Origin of the sequence: Halomonas denitrificans (assembly GCF_003056305.1) — a bacterium.
Taxonomy (GTDB): domain Bacteria; phylum Pseudomonadota; class Gammaproteobacteria; order Pseudomonadales; family Halomonadaceae; genus Halomonas; species Halomonas denitrificans.
In genome coordinates this window covers 325,497-351,253 of record NZ_PYVX01000003.1, presented here as the reverse complement: position 1 = coordinate 351,253, position 25,757 = coordinate 325,497, and the positions used below count along the sequence as shown (strand labels likewise).

22 protein-coding genes are annotated in these 25,757 nt (G+C 70.0%); 15 read left to right on the top strand and 7 right to left on the bottom strand.

Annotation, left to right across the window (positions count from 1 at the left end; genetic code table 11):
- Positions 1–257 precede the first annotated feature (257 nt).
- A complete protein-coding gene (locus tag C9F13_RS11065) occupies positions 258–2,123 on the bottom strand; it encodes a methyl-accepting chemotaxis protein (protein ID WP_108446317.1) in 1,866 nt (621 codons plus the stop codon).
- A gap of 222 nt (positions 2,124–2,345) precedes the next feature.
- Here C9F13_RS11065 and C9F13_RS11055 point away from each other — a divergent pair, with 222 nt between their 5' ends.
- Positions 2,346–4,349 carry a sensor domain-containing diguanylate cyclase gene (locus C9F13_RS11055; protein WP_108446315.1) on the top strand — a complete coding sequence of 668 codons (2,004 nt, stop codon included), beginning with the start codon at positions 2,346–2,348 and terminating at the stop codon, positions 4,347–4,349.
- On the opposite strand, the gene C9F13_RS11050 is transcribed toward C9F13_RS11055, so the two are convergent.
- The 3 genes from C9F13_RS11050 to C9F13_RS11040 all read right to left on the bottom strand — a co-directional run bounded on the left by C9F13_RS11050 (position 4,339) and on the right by C9F13_RS11040 (position 10,389).
- Positions 4,339–6,117, bottom strand: a complete 1,779-nt coding sequence (locus C9F13_RS11050) for an EAL domain-containing protein (protein ID WP_342747800.1) — start codon at positions 6,115–6,117, stop codon at positions 4,339–4,341. The two genes, C9F13_RS11055 and C9F13_RS11050, sit on opposite strands and share 11 nt — an antisense overlap.
- Before the next feature lie 14 nt (positions 6,118–6,131).
- On the bottom strand, positions 6,132–7,775 hold the full coding sequence (locus C9F13_RS11045) for a methyl-accepting chemotaxis protein (protein WP_108446314.1): 1,644 nt from the start codon (positions 7,773–7,775) through the stop codon (positions 6,132–6,134).
- A gap of 106 nt (positions 7,776–7,881) precedes the next feature.
- The gene (locus tag C9F13_RS11040) at positions 7,882–10,389 is read right to left on the bottom strand and encodes an EAL domain-containing protein (RefSeq protein ID WP_108446313.1); all 2,508 of its coding nucleotides are present in this window, start codon (positions 10,387–10,389) and stop codon (positions 7,882–7,884) included.
- A 236-nt stretch (positions 10,390–10,625) separates the two neighbouring features.
- Between C9F13_RS11040 and C9F13_RS11035 the strand changes: the two genes are divergently transcribed.
- Positions 10,626–10,994: a flagellar protein FlaG gene (locus tag C9F13_RS11035; RefSeq protein WP_108446312.1), complete on the top strand. Its 369-nt coding sequence runs from the start codon at positions 10,626–10,628 to the stop codon at positions 10,992–10,994.
- Here the strand turns inward: C9F13_RS11035 and fliE are convergent, their stop codons facing one another.
- The gene (gene fliE, locus C9F13_RS11030; RefSeq protein ID WP_108446311.1) at positions 10,995–11,324 is read right to left on the bottom strand and encodes a flagellar hook-basal body complex protein FliE; all 330 of its coding nucleotides are present in this window, start codon (positions 11,322–11,324) and stop codon (positions 10,995–10,997) included. It abuts the gene before it with no gap.
- A gap of 252 nt (positions 11,325–11,576) precedes the next feature.
- On the opposite strand from fliE, the gene fliF reads away from it, so the two are divergent.
- The 13 genes from fliF to fliR all read left to right on the top strand — a co-directional run bounded on the left by fliF (position 11,577) and on the right by fliR (position 22,836).
- Positions 11,577–13,298 (top strand): flagellar basal-body MS-ring/collar protein FliF, encoded by a 1,722-nt coding sequence (fliF, locus tag C9F13_RS11025; protein ID WP_108446310.1) that lies wholly within the window; start codon positions 11,577–11,579, stop codon positions 13,296–13,298.
- Entirely contained in the window at positions 13,291–14,295 is a 1,005-nt protein-coding gene (gene fliG, locus C9F13_RS11020; protein WP_108446309.1) for a flagellar motor switch protein FliG, read from the top strand. Before fliF ends, fliG begins: the two co-directional genes overlap by 8 nt.
- Positions 14,288–15,046, top strand: a complete 759-nt coding sequence (locus C9F13_RS11015; protein ID WP_108446308.1) for a flagellar assembly protein FliH — start codon at positions 14,288–14,290, stop codon at positions 15,044–15,046. Before fliG ends, C9F13_RS11015 begins: the two co-directional genes overlap by 8 nt.
- Positions 15,043–16,434, top strand: a complete 1,392-nt coding sequence (fliI, locus tag C9F13_RS11010; protein WP_281261069.1) for a flagellar protein export ATPase FliI — start codon at positions 15,043–15,045, stop codon at positions 16,432–16,434. The genes C9F13_RS11015 and fliI overlap by 4 nt, the downstream gene beginning before the upstream one ends.
- Entirely contained in the window at positions 16,431–16,892 is a 462-nt protein-coding gene (gene fliJ, locus C9F13_RS11005) for a flagellar export protein FliJ (RefSeq protein ID WP_108446307.1), read from the top strand. The genes fliI and fliJ overlap by 4 nt, the downstream gene beginning before the upstream one ends.
- 19 nt (positions 16,893–16,911) lie before the next feature.
- Entirely contained in the window at positions 16,912–18,330 is a 1,419-nt protein-coding gene (locus tag C9F13_RS17635) for a flagellar hook-length control protein FliK (RefSeq protein ID WP_108446306.1), read from the top strand.
- 132 nt (positions 18,331–18,462) lie between these two features.
- Positions 18,463–18,942 carry a flagellar basal body-associated protein FliL gene (fliL, locus tag C9F13_RS10995; RefSeq protein WP_108446305.1) on the top strand — a complete coding sequence of 160 codons (480 nt, stop codon included), beginning with the start codon at positions 18,463–18,465 and terminating at the stop codon, positions 18,940–18,942.
- Between the two features lie 20 nt (positions 18,943–18,962).
- Positions 18,963–20,006 carry a flagellar motor switch protein FliM gene (gene fliM / locus C9F13_RS10990; RefSeq protein ID WP_108446304.1) on the top strand — a complete coding sequence of 348 codons (1,044 nt, stop codon included), beginning with the start codon at positions 18,963–18,965 and terminating at the stop codon, positions 20,004–20,006.
- Positions 19,999–20,502 carry a flagellar motor switch protein FliN gene (gene fliN, locus C9F13_RS10985; RefSeq protein ID WP_108446303.1) on the top strand — a complete coding sequence of 168 codons (504 nt, stop codon included), beginning with the start codon at positions 19,999–20,001 and terminating at the stop codon, positions 20,500–20,502. The genes fliM and fliN overlap by 8 nt, the downstream gene beginning before the upstream one ends.
- Complete coding sequence (gene fliO / locus C9F13_RS10980; RefSeq protein WP_108446302.1) at positions 20,499–20,939, top strand: flagellar biosynthetic protein FliO; 441 nt, start codon at positions 20,499–20,501, stop codon at positions 20,937–20,939. The genes fliN and fliO overlap by 4 nt, the downstream gene beginning before the upstream one ends.
- The gene (fliP, locus tag C9F13_RS10975; RefSeq protein WP_108446301.1) at positions 20,936–21,694 is read left to right on the top strand and encodes a flagellar type III secretion system pore protein FliP; all 759 of its coding nucleotides are present in this window, start codon (positions 20,936–20,938) and stop codon (positions 21,692–21,694) included. Before fliO ends, fliP begins: the two co-directional genes overlap by 4 nt.
- Positions 21,695–21,731: 37 nt before the next feature.
- On the top strand, positions 21,732–22,001 hold the full coding sequence (fliQ, locus tag C9F13_RS10970) for a flagellar biosynthesis protein FliQ (RefSeq protein ID WP_108446300.1): 270 nt from the start codon (positions 21,732–21,734) through the stop codon (positions 21,999–22,001).
- Positions 22,002–22,035: 34 nt separating this feature from the next.
- On the top strand, positions 22,036–22,836 hold the full coding sequence (fliR, locus tag C9F13_RS10965) for a flagellar biosynthetic protein FliR (RefSeq protein WP_108446299.1): 801 nt from the start codon (positions 22,036–22,038) through the stop codon (positions 22,834–22,836).
- Positions 22,837–22,895: 59 nt separating this feature from the next.
- On the opposite strand, the gene flgL is transcribed toward fliR, so the two are convergent.
- Positions 22,896–23,822: a flagellar hook-associated protein FlgL gene (gene flgL, locus C9F13_RS10960; protein ID WP_108446298.1), complete on the bottom strand. Its 927-nt coding sequence runs from the start codon at positions 23,820–23,822 to the stop codon at positions 22,896–22,898.
- A 17-nt stretch (positions 23,823–23,839) separates the two neighbouring features.
- Positions 23,840–25,756, bottom strand: coding sequence for a flagellar hook-associated protein FlgK (gene flgK, locus C9F13_RS10955; protein WP_108446297.1), 1,917 nt, complete (start codon positions 25,754–25,756; stop codon positions 23,840–23,842).
- Between the last annotated feature and the right edge of the window lies 1 nt (position 25,757).

The following is a 25,757-nucleotide window of genomic DNA, read 5'->3' as shown; positions in this document are numbered from 1 at the left end:
GAAATAGCCCCTTCGTGAGCGATGATGATGGTCTGATCAGGGATATCGGCCACCACAGCACTAACTTTAGCTCTCTCGTCTCGACGCCAGCGGCGCTGCCAACCGTAGGCCAAGTGCGCCGCGCTGCGCGTCATCCGGAAGCAGGTTAGCCTGCCCTTGCTGACGGCACCAAACACGACGACGCCCGCGGCGGTGTGCCGCGGCGGTGTGCCGCGGGCGTCGTGCATCGGGCCAGTGTCTCAAGCTGCGGCGGGTGCTCAGGCCCGCTCGGCCTCACGGTCGGAGTGGTTGGCCGAGCCGCCCAAGCCCGCCGTATAGCGCTGGCTCAGCGTGAAGCCGCTCACCGTCTGGGCGAGGCGGTTGGCCTGCTCCTTGAGCTGCTCGGCGGCGGTGGTGGACTCCTCCACCAGGGCGGCGTTCTGCTGGGTCATGCGATCGAGCTCGCTGACGGCCACGTTGACCTGGCCGATGCCGTCGCTCTGCTCGCCGGTGGCGGCGGTGATCTCGCCCAGCACGTCGGCGACCCGTGTGACGCTCGCCACCAACTCCTGCATGGTCTCGCCGGCGGCTCGCACCTGGCTGGCGCCCTGCTCGGTGCGCTCCGCGGAGGTGTCGATCAGTTCCTTGATCTGCTTGGCGGCGTCGGCCGAGCGGCTGGCCAGCTGGCGCACCTCGTCGGCGACCACCGCGAAGCCGCGTCCGGCCTCGCCGGCCCGGGCGGCCTCCACCGAGGCGTTGAGCGCCAGCAGGTTGGTCTGGAAGGCGATGCCGTCCATCACGCCGACGATCTCGCTGATCTCCCGGGAGGAGTCGGTGATGCCCTGCATGGTGGTCACCACCTGATCGACGGCCTCGCCACCACGCTTGGCCGTGTCGGCGGCCGACTCGGCCAGACCGTTGGCCTGACGGGAGGACTCGGCGGTGTGCTCCACGGTGCTGGTGATCTCCTCCATGGAGGCGGAGGTCTGCTGCAGGCTGGAGGCGGCGTTCTCGGTGCGCCGAGAGAGATCCTGGCCGCCCTGGGCGATCTCGGTGGCCGCCACGTGCACCGATTCGCTGCTGTCGCGAATCGTCAGCATCACCGTCTCCATGCGCGAGACGAAGCGGTTGAAGGCGTTGGCGATCTGCGCCACCTCGTCGCGCCCCTCCTCGGGCAGGCGCCGGGTCAGGTCACCGCTGCCGCTGGCCACGCTCTCCATGGCATCACGCGCCGCCAGCAGCCGGCGGAAGACCACCTTGAGCAGCGTCCCCAGCAGCAGCGCCGCCAGCAGGCCGACCACCGCGAGGGTGATCGCGGAGGCGCTCATCACCCCGCGCAGCCCGGCGGTGGCCTCGTGCTCGTCGAGGACCACGCCCAGTTCCCAGTCACTGCCGGCGATGGGGGTCACGGCGAGACGCTTGTCGGCCCCGTCGACGACCACCGGCTGCCAGGCCTCCTCGGCCCCGCCCAGCGTGGTGATGAAGCCGGGCGTCATCGCCGCGCTCATCCGGGTCAACGGCTCGAGGGTCAGGTCACCATCGGGGTGGGCGATCAGGGTCTCGCCCTGGCTGCTCAGGAAGGCGAAGCTTGCGGGCGTGGGGCGGATCGCGGCGACCTGCGCGATCAGCTTATCGATCACCACGTCGCCGCCGATCACCCCCACCAGCCGGCCATCACGCTCGACCGGGGTGGCGACGGTGACCACCATGCCGCCGGTGTTGGCGTCGACGTAGGGCAGCGAGACGATGGTCTCGTCGCGCTCGGTGGCGGCGAGGTACCAGCCGCGCTGGCGCGGGTCGTAGTCGTCGGGCGGGACCCAGCCGTCGGAGGAGACCAGGGAGCCGTCGGGCCGGCCGAAATAGGCCGACAGGAAACCGCCGGACTCGGCCAGCTGGATCAGCGCCTGGGTCGAGGCCTCGCCCATGACCGGCTCGCGGGCCGCCTCGACCATGCGGGTGCGGGCGGCGATCCACTCCTCGATGGCCTGGGCATTGCCGCGGGCGACGGAGTCGAGCTGCTGGGCGATCTGGCGATCGTTGTGGGATTGAACGGTGAAGTAGCTAGCCGCGCCGTTGGCGATCAGCGCCACGGCGATCACCGCCAGGGTGGCAAGGAGGATGCGCAGTCTCAGGGAAGTCAGCATGATCACTCTCGTGGAGGGGTTATTGTTCACGCCGGCCCCGGGTGCCAGAGCCGGCGTCCTCCGGCTTATCGGCGCTTCCCGCCGAGACTTGAACGAGGCCAGGGGCCTCGACGCCGCGGCGAAAACTACAGAAAAGACTAATAAATTCTGCCACTGGGGATTGGAGGCCGCGCCGCGGGCTGGCAACATGCCTGTCTACGCCTGAACGGCGTCGCCACCTTCGTGAAGACGAGCACAACCCGAGCGGTAACCAGCCTGACCTTCCTCGAGCCCCTGACAGCCGCCCTGCGGCGCCACCTGCTCTCCCTGCGCGGACGCCTGCTGCTGGGCGTCGCGGCGGTGTGGGGGGTGCTGTGCGTGATGCTGCTGGCCTTCGGCTGGCAATCGGGCACCCTGCTGGTCGAGGAGTCCAACCGGGTGCACCTGCGCTACGAGGCCGAGCTGGTGCGCAACGCCATCACGCAGAAGATCGAGCAGCGCCTGGAGGCGCTGGAGCGTCTCGCCGCGCAGTTTCCGCACGCCGCACCCGGCGACCTGGCCAAGCGCGGCCACGAGGAGATGCTCACCCTCTTCGAGGGCCTGGTGCTGGTCGATGACCAGAACACCATCGTCGACAACTGGCCGACCCTGGCCGGGCGCAACGGCCTCGACATCGGCCATCGGGCCTATGCCCGCCACATGCGCCACGTGCAGCGCCCCCACGTCAGCGACCCCTTCGTCGGCATCGTCTCCGGCAAGCCGATCGTCATGATGCTGGTGCCCCGCCGGGACGCCCAGGGCCGCTACACGGGCTTCCTGGGCGGGCTGGTGGAGATCGAGCGCAGCGAGCTGTTCGAGGACTTCAAGCGCCTGCGCCTGGGCGATGCCGGTCACGTGGTGGTGGCCACCGCCTCGGGCCAGCTGCTCTACCATCCTGACCAGCGCGGCGGCCAGCCCGCGCTCACCGCGGCGCTCAACGATCCCGGTCTCGACCTCGCCCTGCTCGGCTGGGAGGGCGAAGCGCTCGGCGAGGCCGGCCAGGACGGCGAGGCCCTCAAGGCCTATCGACAGATCTGGCCCGCCGACTGGGTGGTCGGCGTCTACCTGCCCCTCGACCAGATCTACAGCCCTCTGGCCAACGTGATGCGGAGCATCACGCACCGGGCCTGGTGGGCCCTGGGCCTGCTGCTGCCACTGATGGGCGCGCTGATCTGGCTCTCCCTGCGCCCGCTGACCCGCCTGGCCCAGCAGATCCGCGAGCTGAGCCTGGGACGCCGTCGCCGGCTTGAGATCCCCACCCAGATGACGGAGCTGCGCCGCGTCATCGATGTCTTCAACGAGCTGGAACAGCAGCGGCTGCAGACCCTCGAGGACCGGCAGCAGCGCGAGGCCTTCCTGAGAGGCATCCTCGCCGCCTCGCCCCAGGGCATGTTCGTCACCGACACCCGCGGCCGGCTGACCTTCGTCAACCAGGCCCTGAGGGCGATGCTGGGCCTCACCCCGCCGATCCGGCTGGCCACCTGGGCCAGGCGCCTTCACGAGCAGGATCGCGCCCCGGTGCTGGAGGCCTGGCGGGCGAGCCTGCGCGAGCATCATGACCTTGAGCGCCAGTTCCGCTACGTCGCCGAGAGCGGCGAGATGCGGTGGCTCGACGTGCATACCAAGGCGATCCACCTGGACGGCGAATTCATCGGCCTGGTCGGGGCCGTACGCGACATCACCCAGCGCCAGCACGAGGACGCGCTGCGCCGCTGGGAGGCGGAGCACGACCCGCTGACCGGCCTGCTCAACCGCCGCGGCTTCGAACGCCGCCTGGAGGAGGCCTTCGCCGCCTGGGAGAAGGCCGACACCCCCTCGGCGCTGCTGCTCTTCGACCTGGACCACTTCAAGACCATCAACGACGAGGGCGGCCACGCCCTGGGCGACAGCATGCTGCGCCAGGTGGCCGCCGCGATGGGAGCCGTGACCCGCAGCAGCGACCACGCCGCCCGCCAGGGCGGCGACGAGTTCGCCCTGCTGCTGCCGGGCTGCGAGTGGCCCCGCGCCATGCGCATCGCCGAGGCGCTGCGGGCACGCATCGCGACCCAGGGCCTCGAACAGCACGGCCGGGTCTGGCGAGTCACCGTCAGCATCGGCGTGAGCACCTTCCAGCGGGGCGACGAGAGCGTGGACGACGCGGTGCGGCGTGCCGACGCCGCGAGCTACCGCGCCAAGGCGCAGGGACGCGATGCCGTGATCAGCGACTGACCCGGTCCCCGCGCCGCTCGACGAAGAGGCTGTTGCCCGCCAGGCGCTTGGCCTGCCCCTTGAGCTCGGCCAGGGCGTTGGCGATCTCCATCGCGGTCAGCCCTGACCCCTGCGGCACCGGGTAGTAGGCCATCGAGAGCGTCATCAGCGGCACGGCCTCCTCGGGCCGGTCGCGACCGGAGAGCCCACCGGCCCGGCGATCCACCTCGTCATAGAAGGTCGGAATGAAGTGCGCGAAGCGCTCGAGGATCGCCTCGCAGCTCACCCGGGCATCCTCGGGGTCGAGCACCAGCATGAAGTCGTCGCCGCCCACGTGGCCGACGAAGCCCGCCTCGCCGACCACCTCCTGCAGCAGCCGCCCCAGCGCCAGGATCACCTGGTCCCCCTGGGCATAGCCGTAGGCGTCGTTGTAGGCCTTGAAGCGGTCCAGGTCGGCATAGACTGCGACGAAGGGCCCGCCGCCGGCCAGCCGCGCCGCCAGGGTGTCGTTGATCGCCTCGTTGCCGGGCAGTCCGGTGAGCGGGTTGGCCTGGCGGGCGCTGCGCACCTGCAGGGCGGTGATCTCGCGCAGCAGGTCGATCACCTGGCCGAGCCCGCGATAGCGCCCGTCGGCATCGACGATGACGAAGTCGTCCTGCCCGCCCTGGGTCGAGCCGGTGATGTGGCGGCTGAGTGCCTCCAGCGGCATCGACTCCTCGGCAACCCGCAACCGCCGGTCCATCACCGCATCGATGGGCCGGCGGGCGTGCAGGGAGTGACTGAAGGGGTTGGTGAAGAGCGACAGGAAGGCATGCTGGCGCACCACGCCCACCGGGCGCTGCTCGGCGTCCAGCACCGCCAGGCAGCGCAGTTCGGGATCGCTGCGAAAGCGTGCCACCACCTCCGGCACCGGCGTGCCCTGGGCCACCGGCGCCAGGTGGCGGCAGAGCATGGCGGCGCTGCCGCCGACGCCGCCCGACACCGCCGCCGGCCTCGGCGCGGGCTGCTCGAGCCGTCGCGGCGGCTCCCGAGAGGGTCGCGCGAAGTGATAGCCCTGCATCAGCCCGCAGTTCATGCCCCACAGGCAGCGCTGCTCGCCGGCGGTCTCGATGCCCTCGGCGATCACCCGGCAGCCCAGGCTGCGCGACACCTCGAGCAGCGAGTGCAAGAACTGCCCCTTGCCGGGGTCGCGGTCGACCTCCTGGACGAAGTGGCGATCCACCTTGACGAAGTCGGGGCGCAGCTCGGCCCAGTGGCGCAGGCTGGAGTAGCCGGCCCCCAGATCGTCCAGGGCGACCTGGAAGCCCATGCGCCGGTAGTGATCCACGGCCTGGCGCATCAGCGCGTAGTCGTGGATCGGCAGGTGCTCGGTGAGCTCGATCACCACCCGCTCCGGCGACAGCCCGACGCCGGCGAGGAAGGCGCGGGTCAGCCCCTCGCGAAAGTCCTCCTCGAGCAGCGAGGTCGGCATGACGTTGAGGAACAGCCGCCCCGGGAGGTCCTGGGCGGCGAAGGCCTCGATGGCCAGGCGCCGGCAGAGCAGGTCGAGCTCCACCAGGCGTCCCGTCAGCCGCGCCGTGTCGAACAGCGTCACCGGCGAGCGCAGCGGCGAGTCCGACGGCCCACGCGACAGCGCCTCGTAGCCGAAGATCCCCTGGCAGCCGGCATCGACGATCGGCTGGAAGAGCGGAGTGATGGCGCCCTCGCGCAGGATGCGGTCGAGCTCCCGGGCCTCGCGATCGATCATCGCCTCAGCGGCGCTGCCCGGAGTCGCGGCGCTGTCGTGCATGGCGGGCTCGTCCATCAGGCGGGCTGCGCCATCGGGCTCTGGACGGTGCGCGTCTCGGTATCGTCGAGCGTCGGCGCGGTATCCGAGGCGGCCTCGTCGTCCGGCGCGCTCACCATCGGCAGGCAGAAACGTGCGGTGAAGGCCCGCATCCGCTCGGCCTCCTCCTCGAGGGCCAGCGCGGTGCGCCGCGCCTCGGCCACCCGCTCGGTATTGCGCTGGGTGACGATGCCCATCTGGTGCATCGCCTGGTTGATCTGGTCGAGCCCGCGGTGCTGCTCGGTGGCGGCGTGGTCGATCGAGCCGATGCGCTCGCTGAGGCCGCGGATGGCGGTGACGATGGCCGCCATCTCCTCGCTGGCCCGGCGCGACAGCTCGTCGCCCCTTGCGACGCTGGCCCGGGAGGCCTCGGTGAGCCCGCGAATCTCGCTGGCCGAGCGGGCGCTGCGCGAGGCGAGCTGACGCACCTCGTCGGCCACCACCGCGAAGCCGCGACCGTGCTCGCCCGCCCGGGCGGCCTCCACCGAGGCGTTGAGCGCCAGCAGGTTGGTCTGGAAGGCGATGTCATCGATCAGGCCGACGATCTCGCCGATGCGGGTCGAGCGCTCGCGGATCTCGCCCATGGTCTCGATGAAGGCGCTCATCCCCTCGCTGCCGCGGTGGGCGCGTTCGGTGGCGTGGTCGGCCAGCTCGTTGGCCTCGCGCACATGGCCCGCGGTATCGGCGACCGAGGCGGTCATCTCGTCCAGGCTGGCGGCGGTCTGCTCCAGCGACGCCGCCTGCTGCTCGGTGCGTGCCGAGAGCTCCTGGTTGCCCTCGTTGAGGCGCGCCGCCGTCTCCAGTACCGCACCGCCGCCGTCGCGGATGCGCTCGACGGTCTCCGCCAGGGCCCGGCGCATGCCGCCGAGCTCGGCATAGAGCTGGCCGATCTCGTTGCTGCCCCGGGCCTCCACGGGGGTCGAGAGGTCGCCGTCGGCGATGCGCCGGAAGTGTCCGGTGATGCGCGACAGCGGGCGGATGACGTTGGCGCGCACGCCCCAGACCACTCCCAGCACCAGCGCCAGCGCCCCCGCCAGGGCGGCGACCAGGGCCAGGTTGAGCCAGCTCGCCATGGCGTCGAAGCGCTCGGCCTGAGCGTCACCGCGGGCGGCCGACGCATCGAAGAAGGCCTCGGCACCGTCCATGAAGGCCTGGCTCATCTGGGCCAGCCGCGCCTTGCCGGAGTCGTAGCCGCCCAGATCCTCCTCCTCCAGCAGCATCAGCTGCAGCGAGAGCCCCGTACCGAGCAGCGAGTGGAAGCGCTCGGCCAGCGCCTCGACGTCATCGTCGCCGGCCGCGGCCTGGAAGCGCTCGAAGGCCGCCCTGGCCGCGTCCATGTCGGCCCGGGCCTGATCGATGACCGGCCCGGGCCGGTCGAAGGAGGGCACCCTCAGCAGGTGGGCGGCGCGCTCCATGGCGACCTGGGCCCTGAGGGTTGCGATATAGGCCTGGTGGAGCGCCCGGGACTGCTGCCCCTGGACCTCGCGCAGGTCGGCGAAGGCGGTGCGGCCGTGGTGGTTGGCGTAGAGGCCGAGCGCCCCGGTGCCAAGGATGATCGCGCCGAAGGCGATCAGCACCAGGCTCCAGCTGAGCCGGATGGTCAGTCGATCGAGCAGTCGCATCGGAAGTCCTGTCGCTGGGGGTCGGGCGGCCGGCGGGCGGCCTGGCACGGGTTATATCAGCGATTTATGACATTCCGATGGCATGGCCACCGCGGCTGCGCGCCCCTCAGGACGAGGTGCCGGCGCGCAGCAGGTAGCGCTCGGCGAAGGTGGTGGCCTCGACCGGGCGGCCGGTGAGGTAGCCCTGGATCAGGTTGACGTGATAGCGGGAGAGCGCCTGCAGCTGCGCCTCGGTCTCCACGCCCTCGGCCACCACGCGCAGGCCGAGCTCCTTGGCAAGGCCCGTCACCGCGGCGACGATGGCCGAGCTGCCGCGGCTCTCGCCGAGCTTCTGGATGAAGCTGCGGTCGATCTTGAGCGTCGTCACCGGCAGCTCCTGCAGGTAGCTCAGCGACGAGTAGCCGGTGCCGAAGTCGTCGATGGCGATGCGACACCCCAGTTCGCGCAGGCCCGTCAGGGTGTGGATCGCCTCCTGTTGCTTGTCGAGCAGGATGCTCTCGGTGAGCTCGACCCCGAGCTGCCCCGGCGGCAGCGCATAGGTGGCATAGAGGCCACGCATCTGGGCGACCAGGTCGCTCTGCCAGAACTGGCGCGCCGACAGGTTCACGGCGACCCGCGGCGGCGCGAGACCGGCGGCCAGCCAGTCGCGCAGCTGGGCGGCGACCAGGTGCATCAGCCGCTCGCCCAGCGGCAGGATCAGCCCCGAGCGCTCGGCCAGGGGAATGAAGTCGCCGGGGGAGACGTGGCCAAGCGTCGGATGGTGCCAGCGCAGCAGGGCCTCGGCGCCCTGCACCTCGCCGCTGTCCCGGTCGATGAGCGGCTGATAGTGCACCCCCAGCCCCTCCCCGGTCTCGGCGGTATTGCGCAGCGCGGTCTCGAGCTCCAGGCGCCCGCGATCCTCGCGATGCATCTCGGCGCGAAACAGCCGGTAGGTGTTGCGGCCCTCCTGCTTGGCGCGATACATGGCGGAATCGGCCTGGCGCACCAGCGTCTCGACCCGGTCACCGTCGTCCGGATAGAGGCTGATGCCCAGGCTGCAGCCGACGCGGAAGACCTGCCCTCCGATCTCGAAGGGGGAGCTCACCGACTCGACGAGGCGGCGCGCCACCCGGGTGACCTCTTCCACCTCCTCGACCTCGTTGAGCAGCACGATGAACTCGTCGCCGCCCTGGCGGGCCAGGGTGTCGTCCTCGCGCAACTGGCCGCGCAGCCGCTGGGAGACCTTGAGCAGCAGCTCGTCGCCCACGGCGTGGCCCAGGGCGTCATTGACCTGCTTGAAATGGTCGAGATCGAGGAAGATCACCGCCAGCCGCTGGCGATGACGACGCGCATGGCGGATCGCCAGCTCCAGGCGGTCCTCCAGCAGGCGTCGGTTGGGCATCCGGGTCAGGGGGTCATAGTAGGCCAGGCGACGCACCTGCTCCTCGTTCTCACGGATATTGGTGATATCGCTGAAGAGCGCCGCATAGTTGCTGATCTCGCCCTGGTCGTCACGAATGGCGGTGATGGTCAGCAGCTCCAGGTAGAGCTGGCCGTTCTTGCGGCGGTTCCAGACCTCGCCGCGCCAGTAGCCGTGTTCCTGCAGGGCCTGCCACATGCGCTGGTAGAAATCGGGCCCGTGACGGCCCGAGGAGAGCATCGCCGGCGTGCGCCCCGTGGCCTCCTCGAGGCTGTAGCCGGTCAGGTGCGTGAAGGCCGGATTGACGAACTCGATGCGGGTCCGGGCATCGGTGATGATGATGCCCTCCAGGGAGGAGTCGATCACCCGCTCCGCCAGCTGCAGGTTGCGCCGCGACTGGGCCAGGGCCTGGTCGCGCTGCTCCAGGGCCTCGCGCAGGTCCTCCAGGTAGAGGTGCTCGGCACCGGCCAGCAGCTCCTGGAACCCCAGCAGGCCGACGACCTCCCCCGCGCCGTCGAGCACGCCCAGGTGACGCACCCGCCGGTCGATCAGCAGGTCCCGAGCGTGGATCAGCGCCTCATCGACGCCCACCGTCAGCAGCGGCCGGCTGGCCAGCTCCCCGGCGGCGGTGGCGCCGGGGTGGCGGGCCACGAAGCGCACCAGGTCGCGCTCGGTGAGAATGCCGAGCTCGCCGTCACGGCAGGTCACCACGGCGGCGTCGCAGCCGCTGCGGCGCATGCGCTGCGCGGCCTCGCCCAGCGACAGCTCGCCCGACAGCAGCAGGGGTCGCTTGCGCATCGCACCGCCCACCTCGCGCAGGCGCAGGTAGGGCTCCAGGCCCTGGTTGAGGGCCATGTCGGTCTGGGAGAGCAGGCCCAGGGGGCCACCGTCGTCGTCCACCACCAGCAGGTGGCGACGCTGCCCGGTGCTGAAGCGCAGGGCGGCCTCCCCGACCGGCGTGCTCCGGTGGATCGTCACCACCGGGTGGCTCATCACCGCCTCGATGGGCCGCTCGACCTGCTCGGGGTGAGCGAAGTCGACGAACAGGCTGTCGTGTTCGGTCCAGATGCCGACCGGCTGGCCAGCGCGCACCACCAGCATGGCACTGAAGCGACGCTCGGCCATGCGGGCCGCGGCCTCGCACAGCGGCGTCTCCGGCGCGCAGGTCAGCAGGCCGGTGTTCATGATCCGCTCGACGGGAAGCTCTTGCGTCATGGGATCTCGTTCCAGGAGGCGGCGCGCCGTGAGGCAGCGCGGCCTGATATTAAAAAAAAGCGATAAAACTTACCCAGCACGACCGGGAAAGTAAACGCCGCAGCGGCCGAGCACGCGATTAAAGTCGCGGCGCCCCCTGGTCGATAGGAACAGTAGTGCGTCATGGCCGGTCGGCAGGCATGACGCCGACATCATCAGGTGATGACTTTCGAACAAGACCACAAGAGTAGCCACTCATGACCTCCCCCCTTTCCGAGCTCACTGCCTCAGCCCAGGGCGCGCCCACCTCACTGACGGCCCGCCAACGACTGGAGAGCCTGCTGGGCAACCTGCCCTCCCAGGGGGGCACGGTGACCCGGGGCGGGACAGGTGGTGCGCAGGTCATCGGCCGAGACGCGCTGGTCGCACCGATCCAGCGCATCAACGAGGTGATGCGCCCCTACGGCGTGGAGTTCGAGCTGAGCGAGGCGACGTCGCGGCTCGTCACGCGCATCGTCGATCGCGAGAGCGGCGAGCTGATCCGCCAGATTCCGTCGGAGGAGGTGCTGCGGATCGCCGAGCGCCTCGACGAGCTGCAGGGACGACTGATCCGCCTGGAGGCGTGATCAGATCTGCATGTTCATGATGTCCTTGTAGGCCGTGACCAGGCGGTTGCGCACCTGGATGCCCATCTCGGTCGCCACGCTCGCCTTCTGCATGTCGACCATCACATCGTTGAGTTCCACCCCCGGGGTGCCGGCCTGGAAGGCCTCGGCCTTGGCACCGGCCTCGAGCTTGAGCTCGTTGATGCGGTGGATGGCCGACTGCAGCTCGCCGGTGAAGCCGCCGCCCCCCACCTGGGTGTCGACGCGCTGGCCGCTGGCCGGCTGCGCCGCGGCCTGGCTGGACAACGACTGCATCTGGGAGAGGATCGACTCGATCGCGGGCGCGCTCATCACAACCACCTTGGCCTGTAGGTCACGGAAATGGGACAGGCAGGCTATCAGCCCCTGTCCCGCGGCCAAGCCGCCAATTGCCTCATAAAAACGGGGCTTTTCTGGCCTTTAGGGTGACAGCCGGGGCGGATAATGACCGCCATCAGAGTTCCGCCCACTCCAGGGGCGGCCAACCGCGATGGACGGACAGCACTCGATGTCTTCTTCCTTGATGAATTTCGCTCACGCCTCCCGCCACCCCGGGAGGCCCGCATGAGCAGTGGCGCCTCCGCCACCAGCAGCCCGTCCGGCCAGGGCGCGGCAGGCTTCTCACGCCTGAAGGATCAGCTGCGCGGCAACCCGATGGTGTTCCTGCTGATCGCGGGCGCCGCGGCGATCGCGGTCGTGATCGCGCTGTTGATGTGGGCCCGCAGCCCCGACTACCGCGTGCTCTACAGCAACCTCAGCCAGGCGGACGGCGGCAGCATCATCGGCGAGCTGGATGCCCGTGGCGTGCCCTACCGCTTCAGCCAGGGGGGCCAGGCGCTGCTGGTGCCCGCCGACCGGGTGCACACCCTGCGCCTGCAGCTGGCCGAGCAGGGGCTGCCCAAGGGCGGCAACGTCGGCTTCGAGCTGATGGAGAACCAGGCCTTCGGCATCAGCCAGTTCGCCGAGCAGATCAACTACCAGCGCGGCCTGGAGGGCGAGCTGTCGCGCTCCATGGAGTCGCTGGGGCCGGTCAATCGCGCCCGGGTGCACCTGGCCCTGGCCAAGGACTCGGTGTTCGTGCGCGACCGCGAGCCGGCCAAGGCCTCGGTGGTGCTGACCCTGCACCCCGGCCGCGTGCTCGGCGAGGGGCAGGTCAACTCCATCGTGCACATGGTCTCGAGCAGCGTGCCGGACCTGGCCGCGGAGGCGGTGACCGTGGTCGACCAGGACGGCCGCCTGCTGACCGCCCCCGAGCGCAACGGCCTGGGGCTGGACGGCACCCAGCTGGACTACGTCGCCGAGGTGGAGCGCTCCTACCAGCGGCGCATCGAGTCGATCCTGGCGCCGATCCTCGGCAGCGAGAACGTCAAGGCCCAGGTCACCGCCCAGGTGGACTTCTCCCGCCGCGAGGAGACCTCGGAGCGCTACGGTCCCAACCAGCCGCCCAACGAGGCCGCCGTGCGCAGCCGCCAGAGCAGCGTCAACTACAGCGGCAGCGACGACCTGGCCGGCGGCATCCCCGGCGCCCTGAGCAACACGCCCCCCGGCATCGCCCCCTCCCCGGTGGAGAACCCGCCCGAGGGCGACGAGGGCGCCGAGGACGAGCAGGCCGGCGAGGAGACCCTGGCAGCGACCCGCAACCTCAACCGCGACGACGTCATCAACTACGAGGTCGATCGCCAGATCTCCCACGTCCAGCATCGCCGCGGCCAGGTGGAGCGGCTGTCGGCCGCCGTCGTCGTCAACTATCGCGAGACCCCGAACGAAGAGGGCGTGATGCAGCCCACCGCGCTCAGCGAGGCCGAGATCGAGCAGATCGAGCGCCTGGTCCGCCAGGCGATGGGCTTCTCCCTGGCGCGCGGCGACGAGATCGCCGTGGTCAACAGCCCCTTCACGCAGTCGGGCCCGGAGATCGAGCCCCTCGCCTGGTGGCAGCAGCCCGACCTCCAGCGCCTGGCCGCGACCCTGGGCCGCTACCTGCTGGTGGGCCTGGCGATCCTGCTGCTCTACCTGCTGATCCTGCGCCCGCTGGTCAAGCGCGCCAGCCAGGCGCCGCAGCCGGCCGTCGCGCCGCCCTCCTCCACCTTCCAGGCCCGGGTCGGCGAGGGCGACGAGGAGCGCGCCCCGGCCGACGACAAGGAAGACGACTCCACCTATGAGAAGCCGCGACGCACGCGCAAGGCCTCGGCCTACGAGGACAACCTCAGGGACCTTCGCGAGATGGCCGACGAGGACCCGCGCATGGTGGCGATGATCGTTCGCGGCTGGATGAACAAGCATGAGTAAACTTCAGGAAATGAGCGGCGCGCGTCGCAGCGCGATCCTGCTGCTGGCCCTGGAGGAGGACAGTGCGGCGGAGGTCTTCAAGTACCTCTCCCCCTCCGAGATCCAGCAGATCAGCATGGAGATGGCGCGCCTGGACCAGGTCTCCCACGACGAGATGCGCCAGGTGCTGCAGGCCTTCCACGACGAGACCGAGGAGTTCATCGCCCTCAACCTCAACTCCAGCGAGCACATCCGCTCGGTGCTGACCAAGGCGCTCGGCAGCGACCGCGCCTCCAGCCTGATCGAGGACGTGCTGGAGACCAGCGGCTCGGGTTCCGGCATCGACGCCCTGAACCTGATGGAAGCCTCGATGGTCGCCGAGCTGATCCGCGACGAGCACCCGCAGATCATCGCCACCGTGCTGATCCACCTGGAACGTCACCAGGCGGCGGACGTGATGGCACTGTTCGACGACAAGCTGCGCAACGACGTGGTGCTGCGCATCGCGACCTTCAGCGGCGTGCAGCCCGCCGCCCTGCAGGAGCTCACCGAGGTGCTGACCAACATGCTCGACGGTCAGAACCTCAAGCGCAGCAAGATGGGCGGCGTCCGCACCGCGGCCGAGATCCTCAACCTGATGAACTCCAACCAGGAAGAGGCCGCCATCGAGACGGTGCGCTCCCACAGCGAGGACCTGGCCCAGAAGATCATCGACGAGATGTTCCTGTTCGAGAACCTCATCGACCTGGACGACCGCAGCATCCAGATGATCCTCAAGGAGATCGACACCAACTCGCTGGTGGTGGCCCTCAAGGGCGCGCCGGAGACGCTCATGGACAAGTTCATGCGCAACATGTCCCAGCGCGCCGCCGACCTCATGCGCGAGGACATGGAGGCCCGCGGCCCGATCCGCGTCTCCCAGGTGGAGACCGAGCAGAAGGCCATCCTGCAGGTGGTGCGTCGCCTGGCCGACGGCGGCGAGATCGTGCTGAGCGGCGGAGACGACACCTATGTCTGATCCCGACGCCTCCCGCCGGGACGACGCGCCCTCGCCCTGGCGCCGCTGGCAGATGGGCGAGCTCAAGGCGCCGCCGCGTCAGGAATCGAGCGAGCCGGAGAGCGCCCAGGAATCGCAGCGCTCCGCCGAACGGCGCGAGGCCGTGCGCCGCCAGGCCGAACTCGAGGCGCTGCGCGAGCGGGTGCGCCGCGAGGCCCACGAGGAGGGCCTCGCGGCCGGTCGCGAACAGGGCCGCGCCGAGGGGCTGGCCCAAGGGCTCGAGGAGGGGCGCCGGCAGGCGCAGGAGGAGCTGGACGCGCGCCTCGCCGAGACGCTCACCCCGCTCGCCAAGCTCGCCGGCGCCTTCGGCGAGGCCCTGGAGACCCTCGACGAGACCGTCGCCGAGGACCTGGTCGACCTGGCGCTCACCACCGGGCACCAGCTCGCCGGCGAGGCCCTCAAGGCACGGCCCCGCCAGGTGCTGGAGATCGTCCGCGCGCTGCTGCACACCGAACCACCGCTGGTCGGCCAGCAGCGCCTCTGGCTGCACCCCCTCGACCACAAGCTGGTGCAGACGCACCTGGGCGACGAGCTCTCGGCCGCCGGCTGGACGCTGCAGCCCGACGACCAGCTGAGCCGCGGCGGCTGCCGGGTCACCAGCGCCAACGGCGAGCTCGACGCCACCTGGGAGAGCCGCTGGCAAGCCGTGAAGGCCCAGGTTCGCCATCGCCGCCCGACCGCACAACGCCCGCGAGGAGACGACTGCCAGTGACCGAGTCGCTGTCCGCCAACGCCCACCAGGCCCACTGGCAGCGCGCCCTGCGCGGCGTGCGCGCCCGGGTGGCGCCGCTGCCGCCCTGCCGCACCAGCGGCCGGGTGGTGCGGGCCACCGGCCTGGTGATCGAGGTGGTCGGCCTGCAGGTGGCGCTGGGCAACGCCTGTCGCATCGAGTTGCCGGCCGGGCAAGGCGAGCCGCGCCGCTACGCCGAGGCCGAGGTGGTGGGCTTCTCCGGCGAGCGGCTCTACCTGATGCCGCTGGCCGAGATCACCGGCCTGATGCCCGGCGCCCGGGTCTTCGCGCTCTCCGACGGGCCGCACGACAGCGCGCGGCGCTTCCCCCTCGGCGAGTCGCTGCTGGGGCGCGTGGTCGACGGCAACGGCGTCCCCCTGGATGGCCTGGCGCCGCTTTCCGAGGCGCCCCGCGCCCCGCTCTCCACGCCGCCGCTGAACCCGCTGGCCCGCGCGCCCATCGAGGAGCAGATCGACGTCGGGATCCGCGCCATCAACGCCCTGCTCAGCGTCGGCCGCGGCCAGCGCATGGGGCTCTTCGCCGGCTCCGGGGTCGGCAAGTCGGTGCTGCTCGGCATGATGGCACGCTACACCCGCGCCGACGTGATCGTGGTCGGCCTGATCGGCGAGCGGGGCCGCGAGGTGCAGGACTTCATCGACAACATCCTCGGTGAGGAGGGCCTGCGCCGCGCCGTGGTGGTGGCGGCTCCCGCCGACACCTCGCCGCTGCAGCGCCTGCAGGGCGCCTCCTACGCCACGCGACTGGCTGAGGGCTTCCGCGACCAGGGGCGCAACGTGCTGCTGATCATGGACTCCCTGACCCGCTACGCCATGGCCCAGCGCGAGATCGCCCTGGCCGTGGGCGAGCCGCCGGCGACCAAGGGCTACCCGCCCTCGGTCTTCGCCAAGCTGCCGAGCCTGGTCGAGCGCGCCGGTAACGCCGCGCGCGGCGGCGGCTCGATCACCGCCTTCTACACCGTGCTCACCGAGGGCGACGACCAGCAGGACCCCATCGCCGATTCGGCCCGCGCCATCCTCGACGGCCACATCGTGCTGTCGCGCACCCTGGCGGAGGCGGGCCACTACCCGGCGATCGACATCGAGGCCTCCATCAGCCGGGTGATGACCGCCGTCGTCGACCCGCAGCAGCAGCGCCAGGCCCAGCAGTTCAAGGGGCTCTTCTCCCGCTACCAGCGCAACCGCGACCTGATCAGCGTCGGCGCCTACCACCCAGGCAACGACCCGCAGCTCGACGAGGCGGTGCGGCGCTATCCCCAGCTCGAGGGTTTCCTGCAGCAGCACATCGAGGAGAGCAGCAGCATGGACGACGCCGGCCAGGCCCTGGCCGGCGTCCTCGGAGGAGAGCCATGAGCCGTGATCGCACCTCGCTCGACACCCTCGTCGAGCTCGCCCGGGAGGCCCGGGACCAGGCCGGCCAGACACTGGCCGGCGAGCAGCGCACCGCCAGCCAGGTCGTCCAGCAACTCGACTCGCTGCACCGCTATCGCCAGGAGTATGCCGACAAGCTGAACGCGGCGATGCGCGACGGCATCGACCCGGCCACCATGCGCAACTACCAGCAGTTCCTCGCCTCCCTGGACGACGCCCTGGTACGCGCCCGCCAGGCCCTGGCCGCCCAGCAGCAGCGGGTCGAGCGCACCCGCCAGCACTGGCAACAGCAGCAGCAGCGCCTCTCCTCCTACGACACCCTGGCCGAGCGCCGGGAGGCGGTCAGGCGCCGCGACGAACAACGCCGGGAACAGCACGTCAGTGATGACCTGGTCAACAACCGACTGGTCCGCCAGCGCTCGTCCCACTTCGAGCACTGAGCCGACAAGGAGACTGTCGATGGATATCCAGCTGCTCATCAACGCCCCCGGCAAGGCCGGCGGGAGCCGCCCCGGCGCCGGGGCATCCCCGGCGCCGGACGACGAGTTCGCCCGCCACCTGGCCGGCGCGAGCCAGGCCCAGGGGAACGGTGCCGGCAAGGCCGACATACCGACATCCCAGGCGTCGACCGGGCAGGCCGGCGCCTCGCTCACGCCGCCGGCGACCCAAGGCCGGGGCGAGACGCCCGCCGATGCCGCCACCGGCGACGAGGCCCTCAACGCCCTGACGCTCGGCGCGACGGGCCCGGCCGGAGACGCCGCTGGAGCCCTCGCGCTGGCCCCGCTGGTCGACGCCGAGATCGGGGCGGAGGTTGGCGTCGAGGCCGGCCGGGGCAGCGGGACGCGCCTCTCGGCCGAAGAGATCGAGGCCGCCCTTCGGTCGCTCGAGCAGGGTGAGCCGCGGCCCGGCACCGACGACCAGAACAGCGGCGTCTGGGACGCGCTGCGGAAGCGACTCGCGTTGATCGAGCAGGCCGGTCGCCCCGAGGCAGACGACGCCCTCGCGCTGCTGCCCCTGAGCGCCGCAGGCACCCCGGCCGGCGCTCAGGGGCCGGGCACGGCGAATCCCGCCGCCCCGGCACCCGGCGGGGCCGGCCAAGCCGTCCGCATCAACCCGCTGCTCGAGGCGATCGCCGCCGAGCGCCGCGCCTCCGCCACGCCGTCACCGTCGAGCGCGACAGCGCTCTCCACCGCGGCCGAGCGCCTCACGGCTCAGGGCAGCGGCCAGGCCACCGCGGCGAGCGAGGAGACCCTGCGCCTTGCGGCCGCCGGCGATGCCCTGCTGGCCCAGCGAGGCGAGACGTCACGGGCGGCCGGCGGCCTGGAGCTAGCCGGCCAGGGCGCGGCGAATGCGGTGACCGGCGCCATGATCGGCGCGGCGGGCGGCGGCACGGCCGGGGCGTTGGCCGGCAGCGCCGCGACGCCGGCCCAGGCCAGCCTGCCGGCGCCGGTGGCAAGCCCCGCCTGGTCCCAGCAGCTGGGCCAGCAGCTGGTGCGCCTGAGCCAGCACGGCGGCGAGCAGCGCGTTGAGCTCAAGCTCCACCCGGCGGAGCTCGGCCCGCTGTCGGTCTCGCTGAAGATGAGCGACCACGGCGCCCAGGCGCAGTTCATCTCCGCCCACGCCCAGGTGCGCCAGGCGCTGGAGCAGGCGATCCCGCAGCTGCGCGAGGCGCTGGCCGAGCAGGGCATCAGCCTGGGCGAGACCTCGGTGGGCGAGCAGCGCCAGGGCGGCAGCGAGGGCGACGGCGCCCCCGGCCGGCCCGGCGAGCGGCAGGCCTCGCCGGGGAGCGACGCCGCCGAGGAGGGGACGACCGTCGCCCTCGAGGAGCGCGGGGTCCGGGAACGCGCCCTGGACGGGCGCGTCGACCTCTACGCCTGAGCGGCGCCCGGGCCGGGCGCCAAACGCGCAAGATAGGCGCAATCAACGAGCCTGTTCGGATCATCATGATCCCTTCACGACCCGCATACTGCGGCGTCAGCGTCGGCAACCTACTGCAACCTAGGAATGAGAATGGCGAAATCCAGCGGCGGCTCCCGCAAGCTCCTGTGGACGATGATGGTGCTGCTGATCCTGTCGAGCTCGGCGGCGGCGGTGGCCCTCTACATGGTGCTCAGCCAGCCCGACGGCGAGGCGCGCTCGGCGGTCAACGTCGAGGCGGAGCCCGAACCGCCGGCGCCGATCTTCCTGCCGATCAAGCCCTTCACCGTCAACCTGGCCGACGACGAGTACGGAGCGCGCCTGCTCTACACCGGCCTGTCGCTGAAGCTCGGCGATGAGCGCAGCCAGGGCGTGCTCGAGCAGCACATGCCCCAGGTGCGCAGCCGCCTGCTGATGCTGTTCTCCGGCAAGCAGGCCAGCGACCTGACCTCACCGGGCGGCAAGCAGCGCCTGGCCGAGCAGGTGATCGCCGCCCTCGAGGCGCCTATGTCGGACAACCAGCCGGAGCTGGCCATCGACGACGTGCTCTTCACCGAGTTCATCGTTCAATAGGCCGAGGGTAGCCAACACACATGTCCCAAGACGACCTGCTGTCCCAGGATGAGATCGACGCCCTGCTCAAGGGCGTCAGCGGTGACGACGAGCCGGAGACCAACAGCGGCGGCACGTCTCGCGTGCGCCCCTATGACCCGGCCTCCCAGCACCGCATCATCCGCGAGCGCCTGCATGCCCTGGACATCATCAACGAGCGCTTCGCGCGGCACTTCCGCATGGGGCTGTTCAACCTGATCCGCCGCAGCGCCGACATCACCGTGGACTCGGTCCGCTACCAGAGCTACAGCGAGTTCTCCCGCAACGTGCCGGTGCCGACCAACATCAACATGATCGCCATGAAGCCGCTGCGCGGCTCGGCGCTGATCGTGTTTCCCCCGAGCCTGGTGTTCATGGTGGTGGACAACCTGTTCGGCGGCGACGGGCGCTTCGTGACCAAGTCCGAGGGGCGCGAGTTCACCAACACCGAACAGCGCATCATCCAGCGCCTGCTGCACCTGGCCATCGACGCCTACAGCGAGTCCTGGAAGTCGGTCTATCCCCTGGAGATCGGCTTCTTGCGCTCGGAGATGCAGTCGAAGTTCGCCAACATCACCAACTCGCCCAACGAGATCGTGGTCAATACCAGCTTCAACCTCGAGGTGGGCAACCTGGCCAGCAGCTTCCAGATCTGCATGCCCTACGCCATGATCGAGCCGCTGCGCGACCTGCTGACCAACCCCCTGAGCGACGGCAGCAAGGATCAGGACGGCACCTGGACCCGACGCATCGCCGGCGAGATCCGCCACTCCGAGATCGAGCTGGTCGCCAACTTCATCGACATCCCGAGCCGCATCGACCACGTCATGGCCCTCAAGGCCGGCGACGTGCTGCCCATGGAGCTTCCCGAGACGGTGACGGCCAGCGTGGACGGCGTGCCGGTGATGGAGTGCGAATACGGCAGCCAGAACGAGCAGCACGCCCTGCGCGTGCTGCGCATCTTCGACCATGCCGCCGGCCATGCGCCGACCGACGCCTTCGTGAAAGGCGCCAGGCCGCAATCCAAGGAATCCTCTCATGACTGATCCCAACAAGCCCGATCAGAACATCAGCGACGACGACTGGGCCGCCGCCATGTCGGAGCAGCACGACGAGGCGCCCGGCGCCGACGACGACCCCTGGGCGGAGGCGATGGCCGAGCAGGCGGCCGCGGAGTCCGCCGAGCCGGATCCGCAACCGGAGGCCGAGGCGCCCGCCGCCAGATCCGCCGGCAGCAGCGTCTTCCAGCCCCTCGAGGCGAGCCAGGGCACGGCCGCGAGCCGCGACCTCGAGATGATCATGGACATCCCGGTCAAGCTCACCGTGGAGCTCGGCCGCACCAAGCTGACCATCAAGCAGCTGCTGGAGCTCGCCCAGGGCTCGGTGATCGAGCTGGACGGCCTGGCCGGCGAGCCCATGGACATCCTCATCAACGGCTACCTGATCGCCCAGGGCGAGGTCGTGGTCGTCGAGGACAAGTACGGCATCCGTATCACCGAGATCATCACCCCCTCCGAGCGGGTCCAGAAGCTCAACCGATGAGCGCAGGCGCAACCGACACGTCTTCCGCGGGCCTGGACGCCGCCGTCGCCGGCGGCGAGTCGCTGATCGGCATGGCGACGCTGGGCAAGACCGCCGCCGCCCTGGCGCTGATCCTGGTCATCATCCTGGTGGCCACCGCCCTGCTGCGCCGCTGGGGGCTGCCCCACCAGCGCCACGGCCGCCACCTGAGGGTGGTCGGCAGCGCCGCGGTGGGCACCAAGGAGCGCGTGGTGATCGTCGAGGTCGAGGGGACCTGGCTGGTGCTCGGCGTCGGCGGCGGCCAGGTCAACAAGCTGCACGACCTGCCGGCGTCGGCCGAGCCCCGGGAAGGCGCCCCGGCGGGCGGGCCGGGCTTCGAGCCCGGTGACGCCTTCGCCACGCGGCTCGCCAAGGCGATCCGCCACAACGCCGGCCTCGGTGGACGGGGCCAGGCATGAGGGGCAGGGTGTCGCGCCGAACGCTGAAGACCCTGGCCGTGGCGCTGCTGCTGGCCGCGCCGACCCTGGCCCTGGCCCAGCAGATCCCCGGCATCGTCAGCCGCCCGCTGGAGGACGGCGGGCAGCAGTGGTCGCTGTCGCTGCAGACCCTGCTGCTGCTCAGCTCGCTGGCCTTCCTGCCGGCGGTGCTGTTGATGATGACCTGCTTCACGCGCATCATCATCGTGCTGAGCCTGCTGCGCACCGCCATGGGCACCCAGGCCACCCCGCCCACCCAGGTGCTGCTGGGGCTGGCGCTCTTTCTCACCCTGTTCATCATGGCCCCGGTGCTCGACCAGGTGCACGCCCAGGCCTGGGCGCCGCTGGCCAACGACGCCATCGGCTTCGACGAGTTTCTCGCCCGCGCCCAGGGCCCCTTCCGGGAGTTCATGCTGGCCCAGACCCGGGAGCCGGACCTCGCGATGTTTGCCCGCCTGGCCGACATCGGCGAGCTGCAGGGGCCCGAGGACGTGCCGATGCGGGTGCTGGTGCCCTCCTTCGTCACCAGCGAGCTGAAGACCGCCTTCCAGATCGGCTTCACGATCTTCATCCCCTTCCTGATCATCGACCTGGTGGTGGCGAGCGTGCTGATGTCGCTGGGGATGATGATGGTGCCGCCGATCACCATCTCGCTGCCGTTCAAGCTGATGCTGTTCGTGCTGGTCGACGGCTGGCAGCTGATCATCGGTTCGCTGGCCGAGAGCTTCTATCTGTGATGTCACACCGCCCGATGCCACGCGCGAGGAGACCACGATGACACCGGAAGAGGTGATGAACATCGCCTACCAGGGCATGCGCGTCACGCTGCTGCTGGCGGGCCCCATGCTGCTCACCGCCCTGGCCACCGGCCTGCTGGTCAGCCTGTTCCAGGCGGCCACCCAGATCAACGAGATGACGCTGTCGTTCATCCCCAAGATCCTCGCCGTGTTCGCCGTGCTGGTGCTGGCCGGCCCCTGGCTGCTCACCCTGATCATGAACTTCACCCGTGAGCTGTTCGGCAACATCCCCGCGATGATCTCGTGACCCTCAATGGTTTTTTGAAGGGCAGCACCCGCTGATGGTGGAGGTCACCTTCGCCCAGCTGCACGGCTGGCTCGTCGCCTTCCTGTGGCCCTTCGCGCGCATCACCGCGCTGATGCTCAGCGCTCCGCTGTGGGGCCACTCCAGCGTGCCGCGCCAGGCCAAGCTGGGCCTGGCCGGCGCCGTGGCGGTGGTGATCGCCCCGGTGCTGCCGCCGATGCCCGAGGTGCCGCTCTTCTCCTGGGCGGGCTTCGGCATCCTGGTCGAACAGCTCCTGATCGGCGCCGCCATCGGGCTCACGGTCAAGGTGATGCTCAGCGTGGTGCAGGCGTCGGGCGACTTCATCGGCCTGCAGATGGGGCTCGCCTTCGCCACCTTCTTCGACCCCTCCAGCGGTACCAACATGGTGGTGCTGTCGCGCATCCTCTACATGGTCACGCTGCTGATGTTCCTGGCCTTCAACGGCCACCTGATGGTGCTGCAGGTGTTGATCACCAGCTTCGAGACCCTGCCGATCGGCATCGGCCGCTTCAACCCGGAGGCCTTCGTCATGCTGGCCCGCTACGGCGGCACCATCTATACCGCCGGCCTGCTGCTGGCCCTGCCGCTGGTGGCCTCGCTGCTGATCATCAACCTGTCGCTGGGCATCCTCAACCGCTCGGCCCCGCAGCTCACCGTCTTCAACATCGGCTTCCCGACCTCGCTGACGGTGGGCCTGATCCTGCTGATGGTGCTGATGACCGACCTGGCGAGCTTCCTGGAGCGGCTGTTCGGCCAGGGACTGGCCTTCCTGCAGAACCTGCTGGAGACCCTGGCGCCGCTGCCGGTCGCCGGCTGATAAGACAACGCCCCGGCCGGGACGGCGCGGGGCGTTGGGGCCTGGAGGGCGTTGGAGGCCTAGAGGAACTGGAAGAGCGACATGCCCTTCATGTCGGCGAAGGCCTTCTGGGAGGCCTGCAAACCTACCTGGCGCAGGCTGTACTCGCCGATCGCCTCGGCGTAGTCGAGATCGACCAGGTCGGAGAGGGTCTGCTCGTAGTTGAGCATGCGGTTTCCGCTGACGGAGTCGACCACGTCCAGCTCGTTGAGGCGTGCGCCGACCGAGGCGCGGGTGGTCAGGACGTTGTCCAGGCTGTTGTCGAACTCACTCATCGCCTCCTTCAAGGTGCCATGAAGGACACCCTTATCAGTCGGAGGATTCTCGAGCACATCCAGTGCTTTCTCGAAGGTCTTGAACAAGTCGGTGTTGGCCGCGTCGACATCCCCGGCAGCACTCAGGAATATGGACTGGCCGTTCTCAGTCACCTTCATTAATCGCGAGGCATCGATACGTTGCTCGCGGATATTAGTATCGCCCACGTACTCAATTTTACCGTCCTGCCTGACGAAGGGCTCGGTGCTGTCCTGGTAGCCGCCGAACAGGAAGCGCCCGTTGCCGTCGGTGGCATTGGCCTGGCCGATAACTGTCTCGTAGACGCCGCGCAGCTCCGAGGCCACCGACTGGCGATCGGCGTCGCTCAGGGTGTCGTTCGAAGCCTGAATGACCAGCGTCTTGGCGCTGGCGATGGCATCATTGACGCTGTTGAGCACGCTCTCGGTCTGGGACAGGGAGTTACGCGCGCTGACCCGGGCATCCGTGAACTGCTGAGTGACCGCCCGGGCCTGGTCGACGCCCACGGCCCGGGACGCGGCCTGAGGGTCGTCGGAGGGGTTGACCACGCGACGGCCGCTGGCGATCTGCTGGCTGACCTTGAGGAAATCGCCCTGCTGGCGATTCATGGACGAGACGCTCTGCTCGAACATGGTGACGCTGCTGATACGCATCTAGGACTCTCCGACAATCAGTTGCGCAGACCGAGGATGGTGTCGATGACCGTCTTCCCCGTATCGATGACCTTGGCGTTGGCCTGGTAGAACTGCTGGTAGCGGATCAGGTTGGCCGCCTCCTCGTCCAGGTTCACGCCGGACTCGGACTGCTGAACCGCCTTGAGCTGGTCGGTCAGACCCTGCTGGGCGTCCAGGTTGACCTGCACGATGTTGGTGCGGTTGCCGACGTCGCTGACCATGGCACCGTAGGCGCCGCTCAGGCTGGCCAGGCCGCCCACGATGCTTTCATCCTGCAGGTCCTGCAGGGCCAGGGCGTTGCGGTTGTCGCCACTGCCGGTGGCATCGGCCTTCAGGCTCACGGTCTGGCCATCCTCGAGCTCGCCCAGGGTCAGGGTGACGCCATCCAGGGTGATCTCATCCCCCGATTGAAGGTTGGCGAACGAGGGTCCGGCCGTCCCCGTGGCATCCTCGGTAGCGAGGGTGAAGGTGCCGTCGCCGTTGTCCGTGACGGACAGGCTCCAGGGGGCATTTCCCGACGCCAAGGCGTTGCCGGGCTCGGCCTGGAGATCCGCGATGGCAGCGGTATCCCCGCCGAGCCCGACGAGGTTGCCCGCGGCGATCTTGTCCAGGTCGGAGATGGCGCTCTCCAGGCTGCCGGCGGCGCGGCGCACCGGCTGGACCTCGAAGCGGTCGTTGTCCTGCAGGCCCGTCGCGGGATCGAGGGTCAGGGTCACGCCGCCGAAGCTCAACTCGCCATTCGCGGCATCGAAGGTGACGTCGTCGGAATCCAGCACCCGACCGCTGTCCTGGCGCGTCACCTCGAAGGTCGGCGGCGTCGCGGTGGCATCGGTCACGCGCACCGAATAGTCGGTCGCCTTGAGGCGATCGATGTTCTCCACATCGAAACGCGCCTCCGTGACCTGGGCACTCCCGGCGTTGCCGCCGTCGGCATAGGCCCGGGGCTGGCCGATCTCGAAGAAGGCGCCGCCCTGCTCGCCGTCGAGATCGACGCCGTTGGCGTGCTGCTGGTTGAACGCCACGGCCAGGGAGACGGCCATCTGGCCGATCTGGTTCTGGGTCTTGTCCAGGGTCTCGGCGCGGAAGTCCATCAGCCCGCCGAGGGTGCCGCCGGTGACGGTGTCCTCGTCCAGGGCCACCAGGGTCCCGGCGGAGTCGCGATAGCCCAGCACGGTGCGCTGGGGATCGGCGGGGGAGTCCATCGCCTCGAGCTTGAACTGCTGGGTGCCGGCCACCAGCGGCTGGCCGTTGGGCAGGCTGACGTTGTAGGTCTTGCCGTCCTGGATGTTGAGGCGCACGTCCAGGCGCTCGCTGAGCTCGTTGACCAGCCGGTCACGCTGGTTGAGCAGGCCGTTGGGCGCCTCGCCACTGCGCGCCCGGGCCAGGGCGATCTCGCGGTTGAGCCCGGCGAGCTGCTCGGTGGTGTTGTTGATCTGGGTGACCTCGTCGGCGATCTGGCCGTTGATGCCCTCCTGCATGTCCTGCAGGTAGCCGTCGAAGGAGCGGAACTGGGCGCTCAGGGTATCGGCCGAGCCGAGCACGCCCTGCCGGGCCGCCGGATCCGAGGGGGCGCTGGCCAGGTCCTCCAGGGAGGAGAAGAAGTTCTGCATCAGGGGCGCGAGGCCGGCCTCGCGATCCGCCAGCAGGCTGTCGATCTGGCCGACCTGGTTGGCGTAGGTTTCCAGGGCGCTGGACTTGCTGGTGGCGGCGTTGAGCTGCGAGGCGACGTAGTCGTTGAACTGGCGCTGGATGTCGTTGACCTGCACGCCCCCGCCGCCGGTGGAGCTCTGGCCGAGAATCGTCACCTCGCGGTTGTAACCCGGAGTGAAGACGTTGCTGATGTTGTTGCTGGTGGTCGCCAGGGCGTTCTGGGCCGCGTTGAGGCCGCTCAGTCCTGTGGAGAAGATACTCATG

Coding starts and splice junctions, on each gene's coding strand:
- C9F13_RS11065 (WP_108446317.1), bottom strand. CDS start 2,123: ATGCTGACTTCCCTGAGACTGCGCATCCTCCTTGCCACCCTGGCGGTG.
- C9F13_RS11050 (WP_342747800.1), bottom strand. CDS start 6,117: ATGCACGACAGCGCCGCGACTCCGGGCAGCGCCGCTGAGGCGATGATC.
- C9F13_RS11045 (WP_108446314.1), bottom strand. CDS start 7,775: ATGCGACTGCTCGATCGACTGACCATCCGGCTCAGCTGGAGCCTGGTG.
- C9F13_RS11040 (WP_108446313.1), bottom strand. CDS start 10,389: ATGACGCAAGAGCTTCCCGTCGAGCGGATCATGAACACCGGCCTGCTG.
- C9F13_RS11035 (WP_108446312.1), top strand. CDS start 10,626: ATGACCTCCCCCCTTTCCGAGCTCACTGCCTCAGCCCAGGGCGCGCCC.
- fliE (WP_108446311.1), bottom strand. CDS start 11,324: ATGAGCGCGCCCGCGATCGAGTCGATCCTCTCCCAGATGCAGTCGTTG.
- fliF (WP_108446310.1), top strand. CDS start 11,577: ATGAGCAGTGGCGCCTCCGCCACCAGCAGCCCGTCCGGCCAGGGCGCG.
- fliG (WP_108446309.1), top strand. CDS start 13,291: ATGAGTAAACTTCAGGAAATGAGCGGCGCGCGTCGCAGCGCGATCCTG.
- C9F13_RS11015 (WP_108446308.1), top strand. CDS start 14,288: ATGTCTGATCCCGACGCCTCCCGCCGGGACGACGCGCCCTCGCCCTGG.
- fliJ (WP_108446307.1), top strand. CDS start 16,431: ATGAGCCGTGATCGCACCTCGCTCGACACCCTCGTCGAGCTCGCCCGG.
- C9F13_RS17635 (WP_108446306.1), top strand. CDS start 16,912: ATGGATATCCAGCTGCTCATCAACGCCCCCGGCAAGGCCGGCGGGAGC.
- fliL (WP_108446305.1), top strand. CDS start 18,463: ATGGCGAAATCCAGCGGCGGCTCCCGCAAGCTCCTGTGGACGATGATG.
- fliM (WP_108446304.1), top strand. CDS start 18,963: ATGTCCCAAGACGACCTGCTGTCCCAGGATGAGATCGACGCCCTGCTC.
- fliN (WP_108446303.1), top strand. CDS start 19,999: ATGACTGATCCCAACAAGCCCGATCAGAACATCAGCGACGACGACTGG.
- fliO (WP_108446302.1), top strand. CDS start 20,499: ATGAGCGCAGGCGCAACCGACACGTCTTCCGCGGGCCTGGACGCCGCC.
- fliP (WP_108446301.1), top strand. CDS start 20,936: ATGAGGGGCAGGGTGTCGCGCCGAACGCTGAAGACCCTGGCCGTGGCG.
- fliQ (WP_108446300.1), top strand. CDS start 21,732: ATGACACCGGAAGAGGTGATGAACATCGCCTACCAGGGCATGCGCGTC.
- fliR (WP_108446299.1), top strand. CDS start 22,036: ATGGTGGAGGTCACCTTCGCCCAGCTGCACGGCTGGCTCGTCGCCTTC.
- flgL (WP_108446298.1), bottom strand. CDS start 23,822: ATGCGTATCAGCAGCGTCACCATGTTCGAGCAGAGCGTCTCGTCCATG.
- flgK (WP_108446297.1), bottom strand. CDS start 25,756: ATGAGTATCTTCTCCACAGGACTGAGCGGCCTCAACGCGGCCCAGAAC.